The sequence below is a fragment of the Pseudomonas sp. NY8896 genome (genome assembly GCF_039634505.1).
This window is the reverse complement of sequence record NZ_CP132350.1, coordinates 1,764,551-1,786,665: the sequence shown is the minus strand read 5'-3', so window position 1 is coordinate 1,786,665 and position 22,115 is coordinate 1,764,551. Positions and strand designations below refer to the sequence as shown.

Sequence of the window (22,115 nt, the reverse complement as noted above, 5' to 3'; positions counted from 1 at the left end):
CAAGATATGAAAATCATCTATCAAAATTAAATGGTCTCATCAGTATTTCCATCAGAAACACTAGATATGTGAATAGCGTTCGCACCATCGTCACCAGTGAGGTACAGGCGCAGCGCGTAGAGCAGATCGGGGGTGCGGTCGCCTGAGGGTTTCTGGATGTTGATTTTCACACGGGAGAAGAGCTTGATGTTGGACAGTGTGACAATTTCTGTCACTCGCTCGATTTTCTTGGCCAATTCCTTGGTGATTTTTTGATGCGGCTGAAGGAGAATCTTGATTTCGGGGGTGGATGATGCACGGGTGCGAAGCAGGCCGAGCAGAAGTTCAAGCGGTTCTGTCGTGGCGCGAATCCAGTTGCGAGCAGTCCACTCGTCTTTCCGGGGCGGATATTGCTTGATGTTGAGCATGATGTTCAGAGCATTCAGAATGGACTGCAAGTTGGCGAGGCTGAATTTCTCAACAAACTGCTGCTCTCGCCAGATGGCATAGGCCAAAATACTGAGCGCGTCATTTGACGGATTCGCAACGAGCTGGGATAGCAAATCTTTCTGCCATTGCTGCGAAACATCACCAAGCGCGAAGCCGACGGCTCGCAGGTCACGAATTTTCTGACCCTCAACCTGCCCGGTTATCCACTGAACGCAATTTTCAGGCGCATCCTTGTGCATACAGGCCATTAGAAATCGAATTTCATTCTTTACTTGCTCAGGAATGCCACTCTCGTTCAGCAGGGCAACGAGGTGTTCTCCTCTGGCCTTCATTGCGTCGGCAAACCCTTTCGGACATTCACGGTCTCCAGTCGAGCGCCCATCGCGCCAAACCTGAATGACAGGAAAGTAAAGTCTCTTGCGTATACTGGCAACCAGATTTTTTGCTGATTCTTCGTCAAAGTTTTTCAGACGCACTTCATCTTTGTATCTCGGCCCTGCCACTTTCCAGCCAGAGAATTTCCCATCGCGCTCCTGAAGCTCGAATGAAATTTCTGCCCCCTCAGTGAAGTCGGCGTAGCTCAGTTCATGAACAAAACTGTTCTGATGAATGAATACAGACTCATCGGTGGATTTACATGTAGCAAAGGTAAACTGCCCGCCTATTTTGTCGGTCAGCCACTTTCTGTTTACCGTGCCAGTCGTCCTCTGTTTGGGGCGGATGTAAAAATCACGGTCAAGCTGTTCAATTGCCCTTTCCACCCAGTCCAACAGATCAGAGGTTTTATTACTGTCTTGCTTCGGAAACCGCTGCAACTCCGCCCAATTCATTGGCTGCGGATATTCCGGCGCAGGGGCATCGGTGATTTCTTCCGTGCGTCGCCAGGTAGCGCGGATGGGTGGGAAAGATTTGTCGCGCGGTGTGAAGACGAGTTTATAGGGATCATCCGCGCCGTATTCAAAGGTCAGGTTCAACTCGCAGTCAACCTTGTTTTCCAATGGGAAGGCGGGTGAATCGAGACGAGCAGAGAAACCGAAGTCGTCACCCTTATCGCCGACATAGAGCGGAAACGAGTAATGCGGCCTGCCAGCGGGCAGTGTGAAGAATTCATCAACCGGGATGGTGACGGGTTTACCCCGAATGGGTTTGACTGTCGTTCCGCGCAAAACCAGGTGGAATCGTTGCTGATGTCCATCCTTCATCACTTTGACTGAAAGCTCAGGAATCTGGTCGCGCCAAAGTGGAATATCAGCCACCTGTTGTTGTAAAGCATGTAGATGGATTCCGCCCATAACGGGGCTTTCCATCAAATTGATGCAGAACGCGAAATTCCCGATGTTTGGAATACGCTTCAGGTGTGCTGCCTCAATGAATGGGGGCTTTGCCGGGCGGATCGCATCGTGCCACCGCCCGTTGGCATCCAGCGTGATGATGTCGTAGCCGCTGCCACCTAGCCTTTCTGCTTCCTCGCCAGGGATAACAACCGGCGGGCAACGCTCCCAATAAAAGCCTTTGGTGATGGGAAGACGTTTCGCCAGGTCTTTGTCGCGCTTGGCGATGAGCTTGGTGGCGGTCGTCTTGCCGCCAATGGAATCAACGACGATGATGGCGTAACCCTCGCCCGTGATTTTGGCCGGGTCAGCTTGAGCGAACACGGCCGCCACACTTCGCGGCAACGGCTCGGCATTCGGGAAACGCGCGTTGAGGTTGCGACGGATGACTTCAAGCTCGAAATCGTTGAGAAAGTCAGGCGCAAGCCAGATGAGTGTATCGTTCTTGAACTCTTCGCGTAGCCGAGTAGTGAACGCGCGGGCGGCGGGGTCAAAAAGCTCAGTGGCGTTGTCTTTGGCGAAAAACAGATCTGGCGCAGAAATGGTGGTCGCATCGGGATTCAGCCAAACGGCATCGGAACCAAAGAGTTCGATGTCAACGGTTTCATTTTCGCGCTGCCACCTCTGCCAAAGAAAGGGGGCCGCCAGCGACTGCGCTCCTTTTCCGTCACCACTGGCATAGCGGGGATGCAGGGCTGTGATATCAACACAAATTGGTTCGGCACTCGCGCTTTGTCGCAAATGCCGGGGCATCTTGTACTTCACTTCCTTGAACAAAGGTGGCTTGGAAGTCCACGGAAGAATCTCAAACTTTTCATAATCGAATAGTAACGGTATCTCAGCAAAAAGATGCTTTCCATCAAGCCACATTTGCGCGCATTGCTGCCAAAGGCGCATGGTTTTCTCGCGGACATCCAGTTGAGAAAGGTCGCTGGTGATGTCCTCATCGAGGGTTTGCAGCCAGCGCCATGCATCCCACACGTGACGGTAATCTCGGTGTGCTAGTAGCGTGTTGTTAGGTGGCAGATTTTCCCAATTGCCGATGGCTTGCGCCTCATCAGAACGCAACCATAAGTAGATTTTTGATAGAAGCTCATCCTCTTGACCGAGACAATCACCGCGTAAATCAAGCATTTCCGCAAGGCGAATGGCAAAGGCTTTCAGCAAGCGATTTTCCGGCAGGTCGACGGATTGAAAACGACGCACAGCCTGTATGTAGGGGTTACCTGCCAGTTTTTCCCGAATGGTACGACCCGGACGATTACTCAGCTTAATAAAACTGTTGGCATCCAGTTCACGCACAGCATGAACAGGCAGTAGAGCGTGTTCGCGGCGAGGACTTTCGTTGAGAGAATGAAATAATCGCTCGACAGAAGCGCGGCAGTGTTCCGTTATGCGCCAAAGGCGGTCACGGGTTATCTCACTCGCTTCTGGCTGTGCGACTTTGGCGAGGAACCCTGACAAGGATTTCGGCAGAGCCGCGCCGGTCTTAGGATCGAAATCCGTGATTGAACCAAACCAATTCATTTGCTCAAGCAGTTTTTTGGCAAGTTTTTCTTTGGCACGGAAGTCGGTATAGATTTTTTCCAGAGTAATACTCATTGCTTGGCGTGAATCCTTCCTGCTCTGGCATTTTCTTCAAGTTTCACGCGCAGCTCATCTCGTTGCTCTGGTGTCTTTAAGTTCCACATTTTATGACGCTTGTCTGAATCTGGTTCATCTTTCATAAAAAGGGAGTGTGGCAATTCAGCATTGTCCGAGTCTCGACTGGCCGTGGATCTATCATTGGTTTCCGTGTCACCGACGTTTAGGTAATTTGCCGATTGCCAAATAAACTGACCATAGCCAAGATCACAGGCAAGGTCGAAATCCTCTGTCAGATTGAATGAGTTACTGCCGATTCCTGTAACGAGTTGTCCACGAATCCTGTCCAGGCACTCTGTCTTGCTCTTGCCGCGTGTATCAATACCCCGCAATTTGGGCATGACCTTCTGCACGAGTTGATCCTCGAAGGCGACATGCATAGCTCTGGCAAGCGCATCTTTATCGCGTGCAGCACGGACATCCGGGTAATTGGCCATGTAGTATTCAATGGATTGCCAAACGCGGTGACCGAGGGCACGGCCTGTAACCGCTAAAGAAGCATTGATTGCTTCAATGAATTTTTTGAACGGGCTGACTTGATCGTCGGAGAAGTTGCTGCCCTGTGCTAGCCAACTCTGCCACGACGTTTTGTGTAGCGCCGGGCCTCGATTTTTGTCATCAAGTGGAGCAAGCTTCAGGCGGCGTTTGAGTTCCGTCGGGCGCGGAAAGTTGATGATGATGGAACGGTCAAGCACCTTGTCCGAAAGGGACTTGGTGGTTTCGTCCTGGTTCATCGTCCCTGTCCAGAGTACATTACGACCGAGGGGAAGCTTATAGGGTTCCATGCCGGCGCCAATTTTCACCGGTATGAACGGAACATCATCACCCTTTCTGCCACGCCGCAGTTCTAGCTTGCTCAAAAACTCTGCAAAATAAAGCTCAGGGTGTGCCAGATTCATCTCATCAAGCAGAACAAGACACACTGCGTCCTGCAATCCTGGATAATCTGCTTGTTTCAACGCTTCAATCAGCTCTTTGTCCTTCTCAGGGTCAAGTGCTATTTGCTGATCTGGCGACATACTCTGCCAACGTCTAATGCGCTGTTCATATTGTTCGCGGCCTGATATCTGACTTTGCGCGAGAAAACGCAGCACCGGCTGTGCATCGAATTTATTGTCTATGGAATTGAAAAAGCCCAGCATGGATTCCTGCGAATCCCAATTAGGCTGGACAGACAGCGGCTCGAAATAAATTCCGCCAAAGTGCGAGTAGAGGCGCGGCAGTTCGGATTTTCCGGTTCCGGAAACCCCTGCCAGGACAGTGAGCGGCGACCATTCCGCTGTTTTGAGAGCTGTATGAAAAGCTTTCAAAATACGTGGATTGAAATGTAGTCCGTATGTATCGCAAGCATTACCAATCCCAGTGAGCCAAGTTAGCTCATCGATCTCGTGCTGCACCGGCTGCTTGACCTTATCCACACTGATGTGCGGCATCTCAATTTCTTTGTAGCGAGCGGTAACTTCAGCAGGGCGCTCATAAGCTGCACGCAAACGCTTGAGTTCGGCTTGCGCTTCGTTGGCTGCTCCCTCGAAGATGGATGCCCTTTGCGCCAGAGATTTGTTTTCGGCGTTGAGCTCCGAGCCTTGACGGCGCAGCTCGCCAATTTCAGCGACCGCAGCCTCATTGGTGGAAAGTTGCCGTTCTAACTGGTCTGCCCGTGTTTTCTGATTTTTGGCTTCTGATTCAAGGGCTTGATACCGCTCGCGCATTTCCTCAGTAGGTCGGGTAGCAAGCTCCTCTCGTAGGCGTTTGAGTTCGTCGGCCTGGCTGTTCAGCGCACGCAGAATTTCAGCAGGGTCTTTGCCACCAAGTTGCAACTTTAACTGTTCGAACGCGCCGAGAAGTTCGTCTTGAGTTTTAAACGCCTCGCGCAGTCGAATGTTTTCCTCTTTGGCAGATTGCAGAGCAGCCTCTAGCGATTTTCGGCGATCCTCAACACGCCTCTCAACCTCATCGTCCAGTTGCTCGCTGCGCCTCTGGTTCTGCTGTTCCAGCCGTTGTTCTTTGCGTTCGAGTGTCCGCTCTGAAGTCTCAAGCTCTGCCTGTCTTCCTTCGACTTCGCTTTGCAAGGCGGAGAGTGCGCCTTTTTGTTTCTCAAATTCCGTGCGCTCTGCATTCAACTGCTTTCGAGCGTCACCCTGTTGTTTTGTCCATGCATCGCGCTCTTGGGCGATTTCTGTCCGAATGCGCTCCCGTTCGGCGTTTTCGGCATGGGCAACCGCACCCAGTCGCTTTGCTTTCAGCTCGGAAATTTCAACCTCCAACGCTGAAAGGTTTTTCTCTCGCATCTCGGCAATTGCTCTTTCGCCCTGGGCGCGCTTTTCACGCAGCTCATCATTCAGCGCGGCTCGTTCATCGGCAAAACCTGCATCACACTTTTGCTCAGCCTGCGTGACGGCCTGCTCGCGCTGCGCCAGCTTGGCCTTGTCTTGCTCGATGACTTGACGCTCTGCAGTCGCATCCCTTTCACGTGTAGCCACGGCGGTTTCACGGCTGGCGATTTCGCTTTCCTTGGTGTTTATCCAGCTCTCACGCGCGTTCAAATCGGCAAGCCGCTGGGCTTCGGTGTCGGGTTGGACGGGGCTGTTCATTTTCAAGATTCCATAAGTGTTCTGATAGTTGTGAAAGCAGCTTTGCGAAGCTGTGCGATGTTCTCTTTGGGCAATGGCAGCGGCTCGTTGCCATGCCCACGCCGAGCGATAAGGTTTGCCATATCGCCGATCAAGGACGGCTGCGTGTCATGAATTGCGGCAAGTTCATCAGCATCGCTCACCAGCAACCATGCAAGAACGCAAGCTCCGAGTGTTTGGCTGCCGCCTTGCAGTGTCTGACGCACAGCCGACGTTTTGACGGTGCGCAGGCTCTCAGGTAAGCCCTCGCAGAAACCAGCCTCAGCAGCTTTACTTTCAGCCATGTCTTTGATCTGCCCTTCACAGGTATCAGGCGGCAGCCTGCCTGCCAAAGCTCTCGCAAATGATGACTGGATTGCGGCATAAAGATCGCGAACATAGGCCAAAGAGTCATCCCCGTCATGACACGACTGGAAAAAACGCTCCGCGTGAACCAGCCGGTCTTGCAGGTTTGCGCCCAGGCGGTTGAACAGCTGGTGGCCGAACTCCTCTTGAATGCTGGTACGGGCATCCAGCAGTGCATCACCCTGCTCGTCCTTGTTTGGCGCGGTAGGAGGCGTGTCGGTAAACATGATGTCTGGCACAAGCGCATGAACGACTTCGCGCATGAACGAATCGTCAGTTAGTGCCTGCTGCGGGGCGTCCGCGCCGCCCTTGCCGTGGCCCTTCTCGTTACGTTTGGCGTTGATGGCAAGAAGGCGGTTAATGAGGTCTGAATACGCGACCACAACACGGCGCAAGGGATGCAACGCATCGTCTTGCGCTTGAAGCAGAGCGATCGCGAGAACCGTCTCTTGGAACGCACCACCGTCCTCAAATTCCCGCAGCTTACCTTCCCGAATCGGTCTGAAGCCGTTCGGCGGCGGCTCAAGACCGACGGTTTTCGCGGCCTGCTCAAGCAGGGCGGCGTGCTGGTCTTGCGCAGTGAATTTCAGCCTTTTAATGACGGAATCAACCGGCCGGCGGCAACTGGCATAAAACAGTGCCCATTCGATGGCGGCATGGATTTGGGCGATGGAGCGGAACGGGCTATTCCGCAAGGGGCGCAAATTAGCGACGAGCTTCGGGTAACTTTGCCAGTTGGCGTCGTTGTCGAACGGCTCTTTGACCGTGGCATCCTGCTTTTCTGGACGAGGAGTGCTCAATGACTGCTTCCAACCATGCAGCCACGTGGTCAGGCTTTCCTCCTGCTCAAGCAACTGTTCGAACGATTTTTCGAGAATCAAGGAAAAACCGTTGCCGAATGGGTCGGCGATGCGGAATTCGCCATCGCTTTTCTGGATGGCGATAGGGCAGTCAAGGTGAAGCAGGTCGGGCTCGGCGACTATCGTGATCTGCTGGACTACGGGCATCTTGGTGTCCTTGCCGAACGCAGACGAGCGCTTTTTCATTGCGCGCAAAGTTCTGATTACATCACGCGGCGCGGGTATCGCTTTTCTTTGGACACCATCCCAGCGGATTATCCGGAAGTCTTTGTCCTCGTTTTCCTTTTTCCGCATGGGGTTTGTGTCGTCCAGCCAATGCAGGAAGGGCAGAATTTTTCCAGTGGCGAGTTCGCGGAACAAAAGCGCGGTAACGAATGCCGGGGCACATTCTTCTTCGCGCTCCCGCTCAATGATGGCATGGTGGTCGTCAATCAAGTCCTTGTCTTGCAAACGGAGCAGAACGCTCTTGACCAAATCGACTGGAATGCGGGTTTCATCCGCCAGCGCATCGGCGTTCATCAAGCCGACAGTTTCAAGCAGTTTCAGGATGACGCGTTCAAATGCGTTCAAGCCATCGCCATCGTCAAGAACTCTGGGCAAGGTCACGCGGTATACGTTCACCGGCCACGCGAGGTGGCGAGGCCTGCCGATGATCCCTCCGAAGGGGGCAGGTTTACCGTAATCAAGGAGCTTCAGCATGGCAGCACCACTCCTTGCTCGCGGCATAGTCGAAGGAAATCCACCAGTCCCGGCACAAAGTCCGCCGCGAGTTCACTTTGCAGCAAACCCGTATCGCCAACGACCACCAGTAGCTTCTTCTGACGACTCATCGAGACATTCAGGCGGTTGTAAAGGCAAAGGTGTCCGAACAACCCTGTGGCCTGCTTTTCACGGTCATCGCTCTTGGATTTCCAGTTATGCGGCAGGGTTCGCACCATTGAGAGGAAGACGACATCGAACTCCATGCCCTGGAATGAGTCCACCGTGCCGACGCGGAGTTTTCTCTCGTCGTCCGCGATGCTGCCGAGTTGTCTCTTGATGAGTTCGGCCTGCGCCTTGTAGAACGAAATCACGCCGAACGAGAGGTCTTTGCCTGCATCTGAACTCATCCACGCCTGCAATTGGCGGGCAATAACGGTGGCCTCTGCCGGGCGCGTCCAACTGGTTCCGCTGCGCTGGTGTCTGCCTTTCGCCGCTGGCACGTCCAGCCACACAGCAGGTTTACCGTTTATGCCGGGCAGGTTGTGGGCGAAATCGCTTTCAGGCCGTCCAGAGCCGAATTGTTCCGTCGGATCGAAGCGTTCATAAAAATTGCGGCTGATAAAGCTGCCGAGCAGTGGGTGCATCCGATACTGCTTGTCGAGCGTGACACGGCGGGAGATACCGTCGCCGTCTTCCAGCGTTTTCAAGCGGGTGGCGAACAGATACTGGAACATGGATTTCTTGAGCCAGTCAGTTTCATTCTGTGCCGGTTCGTCGGCCGATGCTGCCTCGCCAGCCTCCATTTGGCGTGCTACCTCCTCATCAATGATATGCGGCAACTGCCGATGGTCGCCCACCAGAATGATGCGCTTGCCTTGCGCCATCGGAACCATCAGGTCGCGGGGTGAAACGCGAGCGGCTTCATCCACGATGACATATTCGTATTCCATGCCTTTCTGGTTTTCATTGACGTCGCGCCCGACAAGCCCTTTGCGCTTTTGCATATCACGATTGACGCTCTGTTGGCTGGTGGCGGCAAAGGCAAAACTGTATTCGGACAGGGCATCTACCATGCCATAGGGGTTGCCTTCCAGTTCGGCCAGAAACTCGGCCAGCGCAGCAGATTTTTTATCCTTAGCCGAATACTCGGCGTTTTTGATGCGTTGTATGGCGAATTCTGCCAATGCAAGCACTGCGTCGTTCTGCTTTTCCACGCGAAAAATCGGTGGAGCGGTGAACCGGGCGAAGAGCCTCTTTTTCAACGCGACCAGGTTGTCCAAAAATGGCGCTGGGCCATCTTCATTGCGCCACAGACTGGCTTTGTCCAGCAGTTTGCGTTCGTCTTCTTCAAGCACATCACGCAGGTCATCCAGTGCGTCCATCGCCCTTTCTGGCCCGTCGTCAGAAAAGCTTTCATGGCGAACACGCAGACGGCGCGCTGCATCAAGCCATTGGGTGGAGCCATCGTTGAGGTTTTCCTCGTGCGCGAGCTTTTTCGCCAAATTCGCCGACCGCCGAGCGCCGTCTTCGCCAAGAATTACACTGCCGAGCGCTGTGATTTTCCCAGCAAGGTTGGCGGCGAGCGCGCGTGACGGGGCTTGGACATATTGCAGGCACAGGTTTTTTATTTCCCGCTCCTGCTCGGCTTCCGCAATCTGGGGATTGCGCTCGCGCAGTTCGGTGGCAAGCGAGCTGCACCAGGCTTCAAGATTGCGCTCGAAGGTGCTGAGATCGTCTTCCGTCGCGCCAGACCGTTTGCCGAATTTCGGCACGGGCAGGCTGTTGAGCGAGAGCCGCTCGATCATGTTTTCCACCGCATCGTGCTGAAAGCCGGTCAGCAGCACTTGGCCTTTGATGTTCGCGCCGCGCTTGTCGGCCATCTCGTTCAGCCGCTCCAGAATGGCGGCGATGACGGTGGTTTTTCCCGTTCCCGGCGGCCCCTGAATAAGCGCGAGATCTGGCGTATTCAGCGCAACCTCAATAGCCCTTTCCTGCATGACGGTTGGCGGATTGCGAAAGACCTTGTTGCGAACGAATGCGGTGAGTGACTGGACTTTTTGCGGCGGGCGGACTTGTGTGATTTGCCCCTGTTCCTCAATCAATAGCCCAAGCTGTGGATTGGCGGAACGGCCTTCCAGAATGGCTTGACGGGCCGCCATACGCCGTTTGATCTGGGTGGTTTCACCGGCCAGCGACAGGATGAGCGTGCCGGATTCCTTGGGCAGAGCCTCGATTTTGAGCGTAAGCACACGGGTTTCCTGGTCAAACCCGACGACATCAAGGTAGGTCTTTCCTTCACGTTGCTCGCGATTTCCGTCGCCCTGCTTGATCTTCTCCGCTTGCTCAATTCCACTTGCAAAATCCTTGAAGCTCAAGCGTTCATATTTCAAATAGTCCGGCAGTTCATCCACCAACTCGACTTCAGGTACGGCACCGTTCCTCAGCGCTTTCAATGCAGAGTCAAGTGCCTGTGAAATGCGAACCGTGACGGTTCCATCCCGCTCCTGAGCCATCTCTGTGAATTGTAAAGCCCCCACTTCGCGCGCTTGCTTGAGCAGCAATTCGCCCTCCATGTCACCAAATTCATCCCACTTTTTCAGGTAGCTGTTGTCGTCTTGGGTAAGAGCGCGCATTTGCGCTTTGGCAAGAGTTTGCACTTGCCCTGCTTGTGTCCAATCGGCAAAACGCAGCCGGCCTTTGGCGAGGCGCAGGGCGCGGTCGGGTTCTTTTTTGGTCCTGGTTATGCGTGTGGCGATGTAGATGGTTTGGCCGCCTGGCATTGCTTTTTCGGTGGCAATGAAGCGGATACCTTCGCCAGTAACACAGAAAGCGTTTATTCGGGTCGGCTCCGCAGCTGCATCGCGTGGCGTGTCCTCGCCGACAGGTTTCAGTTCTTCATCAATCGCCGGGCCAGCAGTCAGGAAGAAAAATGCGTCGTTTCCCTGTTGGAAGCAGCAAAGTTCGCCCAGCCTCTTGTAAAGTGCCTCGCCCTTCGTCCGCATCTTTTCTTGCACATACTCATCCACACCGATTTCAACATCGCCCATTTCCATGCAGACGCCGGTGAAAAAACCGATCTTCAACTCGATGCTGCCATCGGCGGCAGGGTTTTCAAGTTGTGCAAGCAGGGAACGCCCACTGGCAAGTTCAGCGTTGAGGCGGCGGATGTCAACAGCCGCGACGGGGCGAACGAAAACAACCGCGTCTCTCAGGCGGATTTCAAATTCATCTGCGCGGGATAGGCTGGCCTCTACCGAGAATACTGGCTGCTCTTGCAGGGCTTCGACATTGTCAGACCGCTTGATGCGGACAGTTATGATGTTGACAGGAATGTCCTGAAACTTCATTTGCAGGCCTCCACGAACTCAAAGGTGAGGTTGTCCGGGAAAGGCAGCGTGCCCCGCACGGGGACTGCGGTTTTGGCCGCGAAGTTCAGCATGGCTTCGTATGCTGTGTTATCGAAATACTCGAATGAAAACGGGTGAAAAAGCCGCTGCGGAAATCTGAACTCCGTGGCACCACCAGGAATCAGGATTTCCCAACGTGGCGTTTTGACGCGAATGAAAGCCGGGCGCGCCGCGCCACAATACGGGCATTGCGCGTATTCATCGGCGAAATGGCTCATGCCACATTCGAGGCAATCCAGCGACTGGTCCGCCGCCCTCGCAAGCTCCAATATCCAGAACGCCATTGTCGGGCGGCGGTGCGGCAGTTCACGTCCTGCACCGAAAGTTTCCTGAAACAGGCGGCGTAATCCTTCTGTTGCGACTAATACACGGGGCAGGCCTCCAACTCCTTCGTTGGAATCGTCATTTTCGTCATCCACGAAAGGCAAGAAACCAGCGAATGCCTGTTCGTTCAGATCGGTGGCAGTGCCATTGGGCGCAGGGTCGGCATCCCAGCCGTCTTCTTCATCTTCGGGCTCCAGTACTTTCTTGCCAATGAAAGGGTGGCAAAGCGCCAGTAGCTTGAATGTCATCACAGCGAAAGCCCAGCAGTCGGTTCGCGGGCGGGATTGGTCACGGCCCTGCACTACCTCCGGTGCACCGTAGCCCGGCGTATAGACGGACACGCCGCCGCTGGGTAACTCCAGGCGCATATTGTCGGCATCTATGAGCCAGACATCGGTGGTGTCGTCTTCGCCAATGAAAGCGTTGTTGGTGGAAATGTCGCCATAGACCAGTCCCGCGCTGTGCAGGCGGGCGAGGATGGCAGCGCACTTGGCAAGCGCGAGCGAACGGCGGCGGGTGGAGCCAGTTTGTGCGTAATGCAGCAGTCGCAGCGCCAGGTCCTTGTCAGGAATCTTCGTCAGCCATTGGGGCAAGGCTTGGCTTTGATCTTCCAGCTTCTTTTTGCTTCTGCCGTCCAAATCGAAACTGGCGAAGGGCTTCATGCCGCTCAACAGACGCATCACATAGCCCGGCTCGTCGCGCAGGTTGGCGAGTGGCAGGGAAACGGGGATGCGCCGTGGTATGGGCAACAGGCGGACGTGCTGGAAGCGCTCGCGCAGATTGGCGTTTTTGTCCGGCTGGCCGGCTGCGTCCAGCGGCTGCTTGACGGCCAAATCCGCATCCTTGGTGCGATAGACCACGCCTTGTCCACCGCGCGCAAGCTCATCGGCCATCTGATGAACATTGTCGTATTCATCCACAAGTGGCTTCAGAGCCTGGTGTTCGGCGTTACTCATCTGCAACCTCCTCACTGCACAGGCAGGCGAGGGTTTTATCGTCGCTGTGCTTGGGCGTGGGCCAGTTTTCGAGCATCTCGTGGATGCGCCGGTTGGCACTTACCGGCGCGAGGGTTCGATGCGTTTCGGCGAAACTGCTCACAAACCCGTCAGCGTTATCCAAATCGTCAGCCACCCCATCAGTGCAGAGCAATACTGCGATGCACTGCTCCCCCGGCAGCGACAAATACTGCCAGTCTTTGGCGGAGACCTTGGAGGACAGCGCAATGGTGATATTGGAGAAGCCTTGTGTCTTGTTTTCCGACAGCGAAACGACTGATCCATCGGACTTGGCAATAGCGGCAAGTCCGTCGCCAAGCATCCCTAGGTGGATTACGCCATCCAGGCGTAGTGCGAAAAGACAGGTGGCCGCGCAATCGCGAGGTTCCAGCGGAGCAACAAGCCTCAGCCAGTTAGCTTGGATGTTGCTAAACAGCGCGTTGTGTTCGATTTCACCACTGGTGCAACAAGCCCGGGCTGCGAACTCGACGGCGAGACAGGCAGCATGGCTGCCGAAGCTGGAGAAGGGCTTGGAGCCAACCCCGTCGGACACGACGATGCCATCACCCCAAACATGGTGAAACTTCGCCCATGCATCCTGATTTGGCAAACCTTCGGCGATATGGCTCGGGCCGCGAACGCTTGCCCCAAAACTTTTCCAAAGCGTCATGCCCATTCCTCATCCGCCTGCAGCCAGTTATCGAGTACGGCGAGCACTTCTTCTGCGGCAAACACCTTTGCGCCTTTGAGCCCCTTGGAAAGATGCGGGTTGGCATCCGCGCCGATTTGGATGACGCGCAGCGTATCCGGCGGTAGGCCTTCCTGCCAGCGGCTCAGAGTCTTCACGTCGTCTCTTGTCCAGAATCCATCCGTGAGAATCAGAACCTTTCCATCCGGCTCGCTACCCAACAGTTGAACCAGCGCCTCGCCATTGGTGCTTCCATGGCAAACCAGCATTTCCACCGGGAGATCGTCCGTGACGCTCCAGTTCGGGATGCTGCGTGCCTCGCTGCTCCAAGCACAAAGGCGGATTTCCGCCTGTCCATACCCATGCCGCACCCATTGCGCCACGGTCGTGGCCAAGGTTCGCAGGATGAAGGGCTTGCCTCCTTCACTCATGCTGCCGGAGATGTCGCAAACCAAATGGAGCATCATGGCGTTGCCTCACTCGCTTCAGCCCGCTCAGTGATGCTGTTCATCATTGCCGTTATCTGCTCAGAAAGTGATGCACCACTCCAAAGCATCAGCCTGGCATCTTTTATTTTTTTCTTGACCGACTCAGTATTTGGGAGAACACAGCAGGCAACGATACCGCGACCTTCAATTCCTCCGTAGAAGCGCACAAGGTTCTGCAGCTTCATAATCTGCTCTTGCGTTACATTGCCCGCCTTGCATTCCACGATATAAAGCGAATAACCGTCGGTGAATGTGATGTCCAGCTCGTTGTATTCAACACCGAAGCTCGAATAGCCTTTTGACTCTTCTAAATTCAAGTTCAGCTTGACATTGATGCGCAAGTCTTGAATGACTCCAGCATCCTCGTAGGGTTTGCACTGCAAATAAATAAACTCCTCGAACCAGCCGCCAGATAGGTATTTGGCGAAATCAGGCCATTTCTCAAATCTCAGATCTAATCCGTAGCCCTGGACGGATACTGCCTCCATGTCATCCAGCTTGAAATTGAAGCCGTCACGACAAATCTCGAATGGCCTGAATGCATTGTTATAGTCGGTCAGTTCTCTATAAAATCTACGCACCTTGTCACGATGCAGCCAAAGGGTCTCGGTCAGAAGTTGGCGATTTGGCGATATATCCTTCATGAAGGAACTGCCTGCAATCTCCAAACCATCGCTATTCAGGTGCAAAAATGTCTCGATTGAATCAATCTGCCTGATTTTTTCGCGCCGAACACTGTCAATGAATGTGACGCGACGATTCTTGCTGTCAAAATAAAACGGAACAGCGCCCAGTTCACGTGCAGCAGAGAGCGCGCCAGCAAACATCAATTTTGTGCCGCCAGTTAAATTGATTCCAATTCGTGTTTTTTCTGGAAATTGCTTTGCCAGCTCGGTGATTTGTTCGTGAACAGCGCTATCATCCCAGGGGTCAACGGTAAGTTCATGCAGGTCCCGAGAGCCAATAAAGGTTCGCATACATGCAGCAGGGAAGTCTTTTGAGTTGACAAAAATGTGATGCGCCGACTCAAATTGCCGGATGCTCAACAAGGCAGGCATCCGTTGCTCACCAAAAAGATGGAATGTCACATCGAACCCGTTGGAGATGCCTCGGATCGCAGCCTGTTTTGAGCTGTGTCGCTCAAGCCACTCGGCAGGCAACGCTATGACTTCGGGTGCTTTGCCAATGATGGACGATGCTATGAGTCTTTTTTTGAGTTCAGGGTAGCTCAGCGCCGCGAGCGCCCAGACAAAGGCCATCACCGGAGTTCCTGGGCTGAGATAGAGCGTGACGAGCTTTTCACCTGGCTCCTGTTCAACCCCATCCAGCGCCCGCATTGCGCTAGCGTAAATACCTTCGGTGTCGTTGAGCTGGTAAAGTTTCTCGCTATTTAAACGGATCCTTGCGTTGCAGCCCAGGGCGGCGGCTTTCTTTTTCAGCCAGGCTTCAAAATGTTCATGTGCGACAGAGGTATTAGCGAACCTGGAGACAAACTGATTAGTAAGCTTCCAGTCTTTCTCTTGCCCCATGCTTCGTATTGACGCCAATTCAAGCGTGAACGTCTTCTGCGCCTCGATCAATTCGCAGGCATCATTATCCGTCCGGGTGTAACCCAGGATAATGATGTCCGAGTAGGACGCACCCGCAAGGGCGCTCGCAATAGGGCCGTCGGTATTCTCAAACCCCAGAGACGCGCGAAAATCGGTGATTCCATACCACGTGAGCAGAAACCTCTTCATTGAGTGCTTTCCTGAACATATGGCCGGAACCATGTGATGTCATTCGTCATTTTGTTTACGAATACAGCTCGGCTCGGTTTTTCAATACCTTTGAACTTACCAACACCGCCACTCACAAGCGATCCGGCATCGTCTTCGTTCATGCAGTACGCCACGCGCAATTCGAAAAAGGAGAAAAGGTCTTTGCTGGCACTGGCACAGCGCTGCCAACGGTCAACAAAAATAAATACAAACGTCCCCTTTCTTGGGCCGTCCTCGGCGAGACGCTTTAACAAGTCAGCCGGGGTAGGTGGTTCGCCAGGCTTGAGCGATCTAAACGCTGGGGCTGGCTGTAGTGCTTTCTCGGAATCCAGGCCATCGATAATCAATGCTACGCGGCGATTCCCAATATCGTCTGATATCGCTTGAAGTGGTAGCTCGGATATATCGTCGAATATCTTGAGGCGTGCACCGAGCATCTGCGCTGCGGCTGAGAATCCTCCTCCTGGGGGGACCCCGCGCGCGTTGAAGTACACGATTTCATCAAAGCCATCGACGAAAGTCAGACTAAAAAGCGTAGCGGACAGGAGTCCATCGTGAATGTGGTCGTTGTAGCCGCTGAATAGAACATTGAACGCGGATCGACGAGTAAGTGATACCGTCAACGGTTTTGAATCGAATGCGAGATTTTCGCCCAAAAGAAGAGCTTCTTCATGCGCACAAGCTGTCTGATATTCAAAGGGAGACGGCATCTGCGGAAGGAATGCTCCGCTGAAGATTTTGGTTTTTGCAGCCTCCCCAGAAAAAGATGTACGCACTATCAAATTCGTCAACAAATCACGGCGATGCTCGCTTTCTCCGGCGAATGGAATCATGAACTTCACATTGCCGGATTTGGCACCGTTAGCATTGTTGATGATGCCTTCAGGTGGGCTGCGCAGCTCTGCGGCTGCCCAGTTCCCGCCCCCGAGGATCATTGCGGAGTCTTCCTGCCCACAAGCCAGTGCGATACGGCATCCCAACTGGGTGATGATGCTTCCGATTGACTGCGCGTTGATGCCTTTCAAAGTCTGAGTAGCCAGGAGGATGTGAATACCGAACGAGCGCCCCTGTTTCAAGAGCTTCGACAGCAGCTGCTCAGCAGCTTCTGCCACCTGGCGACTTTCTGAGAACAGAATTTGGAACTCATCTATGACTAGCAGAACGCGGGGCAACCGTACCCCGCTTGATTTACGGTATTCGCTGAAATCGTTGACATTTTTTGACTTGAATATGCGTGCACGCGTTTCCAGTTCATCCACAAGATGCCTTAATACAGTGACGCCATATTCAGGGTCACTTTCCGTAGCGACAAGGCGGGCCTGTGGGACTGGGGGCGTTGCGTAAATATTGAACTCAGTCGATTCCTTGTAATCCAGTAGATAAAGATCAAGCTCCTCGGTCGGATATTTCTCGCATAACGTGTGAATCAAAACATGGAGCAGATTGGATTTTCCCGAGCCTGTCTTCCCCGCAAGCAGTACATGATGCTCGGAGTCCGTCGCGCCCAGTCTCAGGGTCGCGAAGTCGCCTGCGGTCGTCCAGCCAATGGGAATATCAAAGCCACCAAGAGTCGTCTCCCCCTTGCCGAAGCTCGTCCAGAGATCAGGCATCGTTTTCTTGAAGCGCGTCTTGGCAGCACAATCTTCAACGAGCTTTGCGAGAAAGCCATCCAGCACATCCTGTCGCGGCCATTGCTCCGGCTGGTATGTGAATGACAGCTCGCCAGCCCCAGCGCGTTGCAACAGATCATTCAGTTGCGTGGTTGAGTTTTTCAGCGTGGCGTTGAGCTTTTCATATCGCCGGTCTTCCATGCGCTGCTCATCAATTGCAATGATGGGCAGCACACCGCAGCGTGGACCGTTTTCGCAAATGCGTCCAAGGAACCAAAGAGATTTTTCCGATATTTGCTCTGGCACATCAAAGAGCAGTACTACCTTGTAAGGCAACGGGGCATCGGGTTGAACTGCGTTGTATTGTGACCAGTTGGATGCCTTGTCATTGAACCGCTGCTGGATCAACTCCTCGATTTCGTCCGTCAGCTTGCCGAGCGCGGCTTCGATTTCGTCCGAACGAGTAAGAACATGACCTTGCGGCACCAATTGCTCAACCTTCAGCAATGGCAGGAATGGCTCGACCGATTGCCCCTGCTGCAGGGGGTCAATCAGTGTCAACTCTATTTGACCTACTGGCAAAGCCTGCAGCAACCGTAACAAGAGACAATGCACGATGTCGTTTTCAGAAGACGGCTGCACTGAACGTCAGAAGCCGACTGCACTATAGCAGCGGAGGGGTTGGATCCATCAGGCAACGACGGGCTGCTGCCGGCCATCAGCGGACGCAGGGAGGACTTTCCGCAACCGGCCGTTCGATGCGGCACCGATGGCCTTCGCGCAGGGGTAGTGAATCCGCCAGGATTGACTTGCGCTGCCCTACCTCTCACTAGTGAGGGGCGGCAGCGCATCAAGCGGTGAGCGCACTCCGGCACCGCCAACTTTCAGCACATGCGTGTAAATCATCGTCGTAGAGACGTCGGAATGGCCGAGCAGATCCTGCACGGTTCGAATGTCGTAACCGCTGCGGAGCAAGGCCGTCGCGAACGAGTGGCGGAGGGTGTGCGGTGTGGCGGGCTTCGTGATGCCTGCTTGTTCTACGGCACGTTTGAAGGCGCGCTGAAAGGTCTGGTCATACATGTGATGGCGACGCACGACACCGCTCCGTGGATCGGTCGAATGCGTGTGCTGCGCAAAAACCCAGAACCACGGCCAGGAATGCCCGGCGCGCGGATACTTCCGCTCAAGGGCGTCGGGAAGCGCAACGCCGCTGCGGCCCTCGGCCTGGTCCTTCAGCCACCATGCCCGTGCACGCGACAGCTGCTCGCGCAGGCTGGGTGCCAAGCTCTCGGGTAACATCAAGGCCCGATCCTTGGAGCCCTTGCCCTCCCGCACGATGATCGTGCCGTGATCGAAATCCAGATCCTTGACCCGCAGTTGCAAACCCTCACTGATCCGCATGCCCGTTCCATACAGAAGCTGGGCGGCGTATAGGAAGTTCAAACGCCCTTTTCGGGCAGTCTGCTGGGTAGGCGGCGGTCGCGCAAGCCCCGTTTTGGGCACGGATCGGACGTCTGTGAGTGGGATTTCGGCATCGCGGGGCCACGCAGCGGCGTTGTCAGCAGCCATGCTTCGCTGATTCCCGACAGCGGGCCGAGCGCCGCCCTGCGGATCGTGGCCGCATCGGCTCGGATTCCGGTTTCGCCGTCGGCTGTGCAGCCGGCAGATCGTCACGCGGCTTGCACTGGCGGCGCGCGCGCTGCGGGCCTGTAGTGCGCTTCTTCCCGCGCGCCGTGCTTCTCGAAGTGGGCGAGGATGGCGCGGATGGCGGTGGGTTCCTCGATGCTGGCGACGATCCGCACGGTGCCACCGCAGTGGACGCAGGCGGTGACGTCGATGGAAAAGACCCGCTTGAGCCGTTGCGCCCAGCTCATCGCACGGCGCTTCTCCTCGGGGCTGCGCGGCGCGTCGTGGGCGCTGACGTCCACTGGCGCCGCATCGCCCGCAGGCCGCTTGCCGCGCCCCGAGGGCGTCAGCTGCGCACGCAGGTTTGCATTCGGGGCGAATACGCCGTGGAAGCGGGTGAGATGCGCGCGAGGTGGCGGGACCAGCGCCGCCAGCTTGGCGATGAAATCCACCGGATCCCATTCCACATGCGTGGTGCCATTGCGCCACGGGGTCTTGAGCTGGTAACGCACCCTGCCCTGGAGCGCTATCGACAGCCGCTTCTCGCTGATCGCCGGGCGCGTGATGTAGCGGCACAGCTTTTCCAGCTTGTGGCTTTCGTGTGCTTCGGCCGCCACGCCGGCATGCAGTGAGAAGCCGCCGACCTTGCCGGCTTCGCCCTCCAGCGAACCGGCGTCACCGGGCAGCGTTTGCAGCGTGACGACCTTGCAGCCAGCGTCGCGGCCGGTGGCGATGCGGTAGGTGATCGAACTCATCCGCAGCCCATCCATGCTGTCGTCGCCTGCAGCGCTGTCTGCCAGGAAGGCCGATTCGCCCTCCCCTTCGAGCCAGCCTTTGCGCGTCAGGTGCCGACACACCCGGTGCGCGATGGTAGCTGCCAGCTGGGTCAACTGCGCGGTGGTGGGCGCACGGGCGCGGTGCAGGCGCAGTTCGCGCCGCGGCAGCTCGGTGGCTTCCACGTACACGCCGTCGAGCCACAGCATGTGGAAGTGGATGTTCAGGTTCAGCGCGCTGCCGAAACGCTGGATCAGCGTCACCGCGCCGCACTGGGCGCTGGCGCGGTCGATGCCGGCTTGATCGGCCAACCAGCCGGCGATCACGCGCTGCACGATGCCCAGCACCGGGCCAATGGCTTCTGGCTTGCTGGCGAACAGGAAACGCAAGGGGTACGGAAAGCTCAGCACCCATTGCCGCACAGGCCGCGGGCCGAACACCTCCTCGACCAGGTGCCGCGCACTCTCGGCCATGCGTCGCGCGCCGCAACTCGGGCAGAACCCGCGCTTCTTGCAGGAGAAGGCCACCAGCCTCTCTGCACGGCAGTGCTCGCACACCACCCGCAGGAAGCCGTGCTCGAGTACGCCGCAACGCAGGTAGGCATCGAACGCCTCGCGGACATACCCGGGCAGCGAGCGGCCCTCCGCTTCGATCCGTGCAATGAAGTCCGGGTAGTGCGCCTCTACCAACGCGTACAGCAGCGTGCGCTCGGGCGCGTGGCGCGCGTACCGCGAACCGGTGTGGGCGGACGGCAGTGGCGCGCATCCCGCGGCTTGCCGCCGGGATGTGGCGAGGCGCGGCACGCAGCGCTCCGGTGCGGGGACGGCTGCTCAGTGTTGCGCCTGTGTTCGCACGTTCGTATCGGTGCGTTCTGATCTTCGCGTCAGACATTGCCGCGGCGCGGGCACAACAAAAAGCCCGGCATCGCTGCCGGGCTCCGGCCCCGTCCTTGGGGCCTTGATGTCGGGTCGTTGCCGGGATCGGACCGCGCTGGCGCGGTCCGGTTCCCTGACGACCGGGCCAACCGGATCAGAAATCCATGCCGCCCATGCCGCCCATACCGCCAGCACCCGGCATGGCCGGCTCTTCCTTCTTCGGCACTTCGGCCACGACCACTTCGGTCGTGATCGCAAGGCCGGCGACGGAAGCGGCGTGCTGCAGGGCCGAGCGGGTCACCTTGGTCGGGTCCAGGATGCCCATGGCGATCATGTCGCCGAACTCGCCGGTGGCGGCGTTGTAGCCGTAGCTGCCTTCGCCGGCCTTGACGTTGGCCACGATCACGCTCGGTTCTTCACCGGCGTTGGCCACGATGGCGCGCAGCGGGGCTTCCAGCGCACGGCGGGTGATGGCGATGCCCAGGTTCTGGTCTTCGTTGATGCCCTGCCAGGGCAGATCCGTGCACAGCACCTTGCCGTAGAAGAACAGCAAGGCCGCCAATGCCTGACGATGCGTGGAGACCGAAACCTTGCGCTCGTTCGCCAGCCAGGACAGAAATGCCTCGACTTCGCTGCTGCCCAAGGTTGCCGGGTGACGCACACCGTGGAAACGGATGAAGGCACGAACCCAGTGGACATAAGCCTGTTCGGTTGGTAAGCTGTAATGCAAGTAGCGTATGCGCTCACGCAACTGGTCCAGAACCTTGACCGAACGCAGCGGTGGTAACGGCGCAGTGGCGGTTTTCATGGCTTGTTATGACTGTTTTTTTGTACAGTCTATGCCTCGGGCATCCAAGCAGCAAGCGCGTTACGCCGTGGGTCGATGTTTGATGTTATGGAGCAGCAACGATGTTACGCAGCAGGGCAGTCGCCCTAAAACAAAGTTAGGCCGCATGGACACAACGCAGGTCACATTGATACACAAAATTCTAGCTGCGGCAGATGAGCGAAATCTGCCGCTCTGGATCGGTGGGGGCTGGGCGATCGATGCACGGCTAGGGCGTGTAACACGCAAGCACGATGATATTGATCTGACGTTTCCCGGCGAGAGGCGCGGCGAGCTCGAGGCAATAGTTGAAATGCTCGGCGGGCGCGTCATGGAGGAGTTGGACTATGGATTCTTAGCGGAGATCGGGGATGAGTTACTTGACTGCGAACCTGCTTGGTGGGCAGACGAAGCGTATGAAATCGCGGAGGCTCCGCAGGGCTCGTGCCCAGAGGCGGCTGAGGGCGTCATCGCCGGGCGGCCAGTCCGTTGTAACAGCTGGGAGGCGATCATCTGGGATTACTTTTACTATGCCGATGAAGTACCACCAGTGGACTGGCCTACAAAGCACATAGAGTCCTACAGGCTCGCATGCACCTCACTCGGGGCGGAAAAGGTTGAGGTCTTGCGTGCCGCTTTCAGGTCGCGATATGCGGCCTAACAATTCGTATATGGACTCTCCCCACAAGTAGTGAGCAAAGCTTTCCTAACCCTGTCGTCAGCGCGGTTGCATTCGTATATCCGGCCTATTTTGGGCTTTACTGCCCTGGCCACTCTGTAGTTCGCGCAGCGGGGGCCAAG

11 protein-coding genes and 3 pseudogenes are annotated in these 22,115 nt (G+C 55.9%); 1 reads left to right on the top strand and 13 read right to left on the bottom strand.

What is annotated here, in order from left to right; translation table 11 throughout:
• Positions 1-26 precede the first annotated feature (26 nt).
• From Q9451_RS07955 to intI1 (Q9451_RS07895), 13 genes and pseudogenes are all read right to left on the bottom strand, one after another.
• Entirely contained in the window at positions 27-3,362 is a 3,336-nt protein-coding gene (locus Q9451_RS07955; protein WP_026383927.1) for a cold shock domain-containing protein, read from the bottom strand.
• On the bottom strand, positions 3,359-5,995 hold the full coding sequence (locus Q9451_RS07950) for a chromosome segregation ATPase (protein ID WP_008265595.1): 2,637 nt from the start codon (positions 5,993-5,995) through the stop codon (positions 3,359-3,361). The genes Q9451_RS07955 and Q9451_RS07950 overlap by 4 nt, the downstream gene beginning before the upstream one ends.
• A gap of 2 nt (positions 5,996-5,997) precedes the next feature.
• Positions 5,998-7,938: a hypothetical protein gene (locus Q9451_RS07945; protein ID WP_199870679.1), complete on the bottom strand. Its 1,941-nt coding sequence runs from the start codon at positions 7,936-7,938 to the stop codon at positions 5,998-6,000.
• A complete protein-coding gene (locus tag Q9451_RS07940; protein ID WP_026383930.1) occupies positions 7,932-11,288 on the bottom strand; it encodes an ATP-binding protein in 3,357 nt (1,118 codons plus the stop codon). The genes Q9451_RS07945 and Q9451_RS07940 overlap by 7 nt, the downstream gene beginning before the upstream one ends.
• Positions 11,285-12,628 carry a serine/threonine protein kinase gene (locus Q9451_RS07935; protein ID WP_026383931.1) on the bottom strand — a complete coding sequence of 448 codons (1,344 nt, stop codon included), beginning with the start codon at positions 12,626-12,628 and terminating at the stop codon, positions 11,285-11,287. The genes Q9451_RS07940 and Q9451_RS07935 overlap by 4 nt, the downstream gene beginning before the upstream one ends.
• Positions 12,621-13,337: a PP2C family serine/threonine-protein phosphatase gene (locus Q9451_RS07930; RefSeq protein ID WP_023124773.1), complete on the bottom strand. Its 717-nt coding sequence runs from the start codon at positions 13,335-13,337 to the stop codon at positions 12,621-12,623. Before Q9451_RS07930 ends, Q9451_RS07935 begins: the two co-directional genes overlap by 8 nt.
• The gene (locus tag Q9451_RS07925; RefSeq protein WP_026383932.1) at positions 13,334-13,822 is read right to left on the bottom strand and encodes a hypothetical protein; all 489 of its coding nucleotides are present in this window, start codon (positions 13,820-13,822) and stop codon (positions 13,334-13,336) included. The genes Q9451_RS07930 and Q9451_RS07925 overlap by 4 nt, the downstream gene beginning before the upstream one ends.
• On the bottom strand, positions 13,819-15,582 hold the full coding sequence (locus Q9451_RS07920; protein ID WP_033936268.1) for a DUF1887 family CARF protein: 1,764 nt from the start codon (positions 15,580-15,582) through the stop codon (positions 13,819-13,821). The genes Q9451_RS07925 and Q9451_RS07920 overlap by 4 nt, the downstream gene beginning before the upstream one ends.
• Complete coding sequence (locus Q9451_RS07915; RefSeq protein ID WP_223717143.1) at positions 15,579-17,774, bottom strand: FtsK/SpoIIIE domain-containing protein; 2,196 nt, start codon at positions 17,772-17,774, stop codon at positions 15,579-15,581. Before Q9451_RS07915 ends, Q9451_RS07920 begins: the two co-directional genes overlap by 4 nt.
• 258 nt (positions 17,775-18,032) lie before the next feature.
• Positions 18,033-18,638, bottom strand: a pseudogene (intI1, locus tag Q9451_RS07910) (class 1 integron integrase IntI1); the annotation flags it as partial.
• A gap of 245 nt (positions 18,639-18,883) precedes the next feature.
• Entirely contained in the window at positions 18,884-20,368 is a 1,485-nt protein-coding gene (locus Q9451_RS07905; protein WP_022742855.1) for an IS91 family transposase, read from the bottom strand.
• A gap of 274 nt (positions 20,369-20,642) precedes the next feature.
• Positions 20,643-20,993, bottom strand: a pseudogene (locus tag Q9451_RS07900) (TCP-1/cpn60 chaperonin family protein); the annotation flags it as partial.
• 3 nt (positions 20,994-20,996) lie between these two features.
• Positions 20,997-21,296: pseudogene (intI1, locus tag Q9451_RS07895) on the bottom strand (class 1 integron integrase IntI1); the annotation flags it as partial.
• Positions 21,297-21,441: 145 nt separating this feature from the next.
• Here intI1 (Q9451_RS07895) and aadB point away from each other — a divergent pair.
• A complete protein-coding gene (gene aadB, locus Q9451_RS07890) occupies positions 21,442-21,975 on the top strand; it encodes an aminoglycoside nucleotidyltransferase ANT(2'')-Ia (RefSeq protein ID WP_000381802.1) in 534 nt (177 codons plus the stop codon).
• The last annotated feature ends 140 nt before the right edge of the window (positions 21,976-22,115 follow it).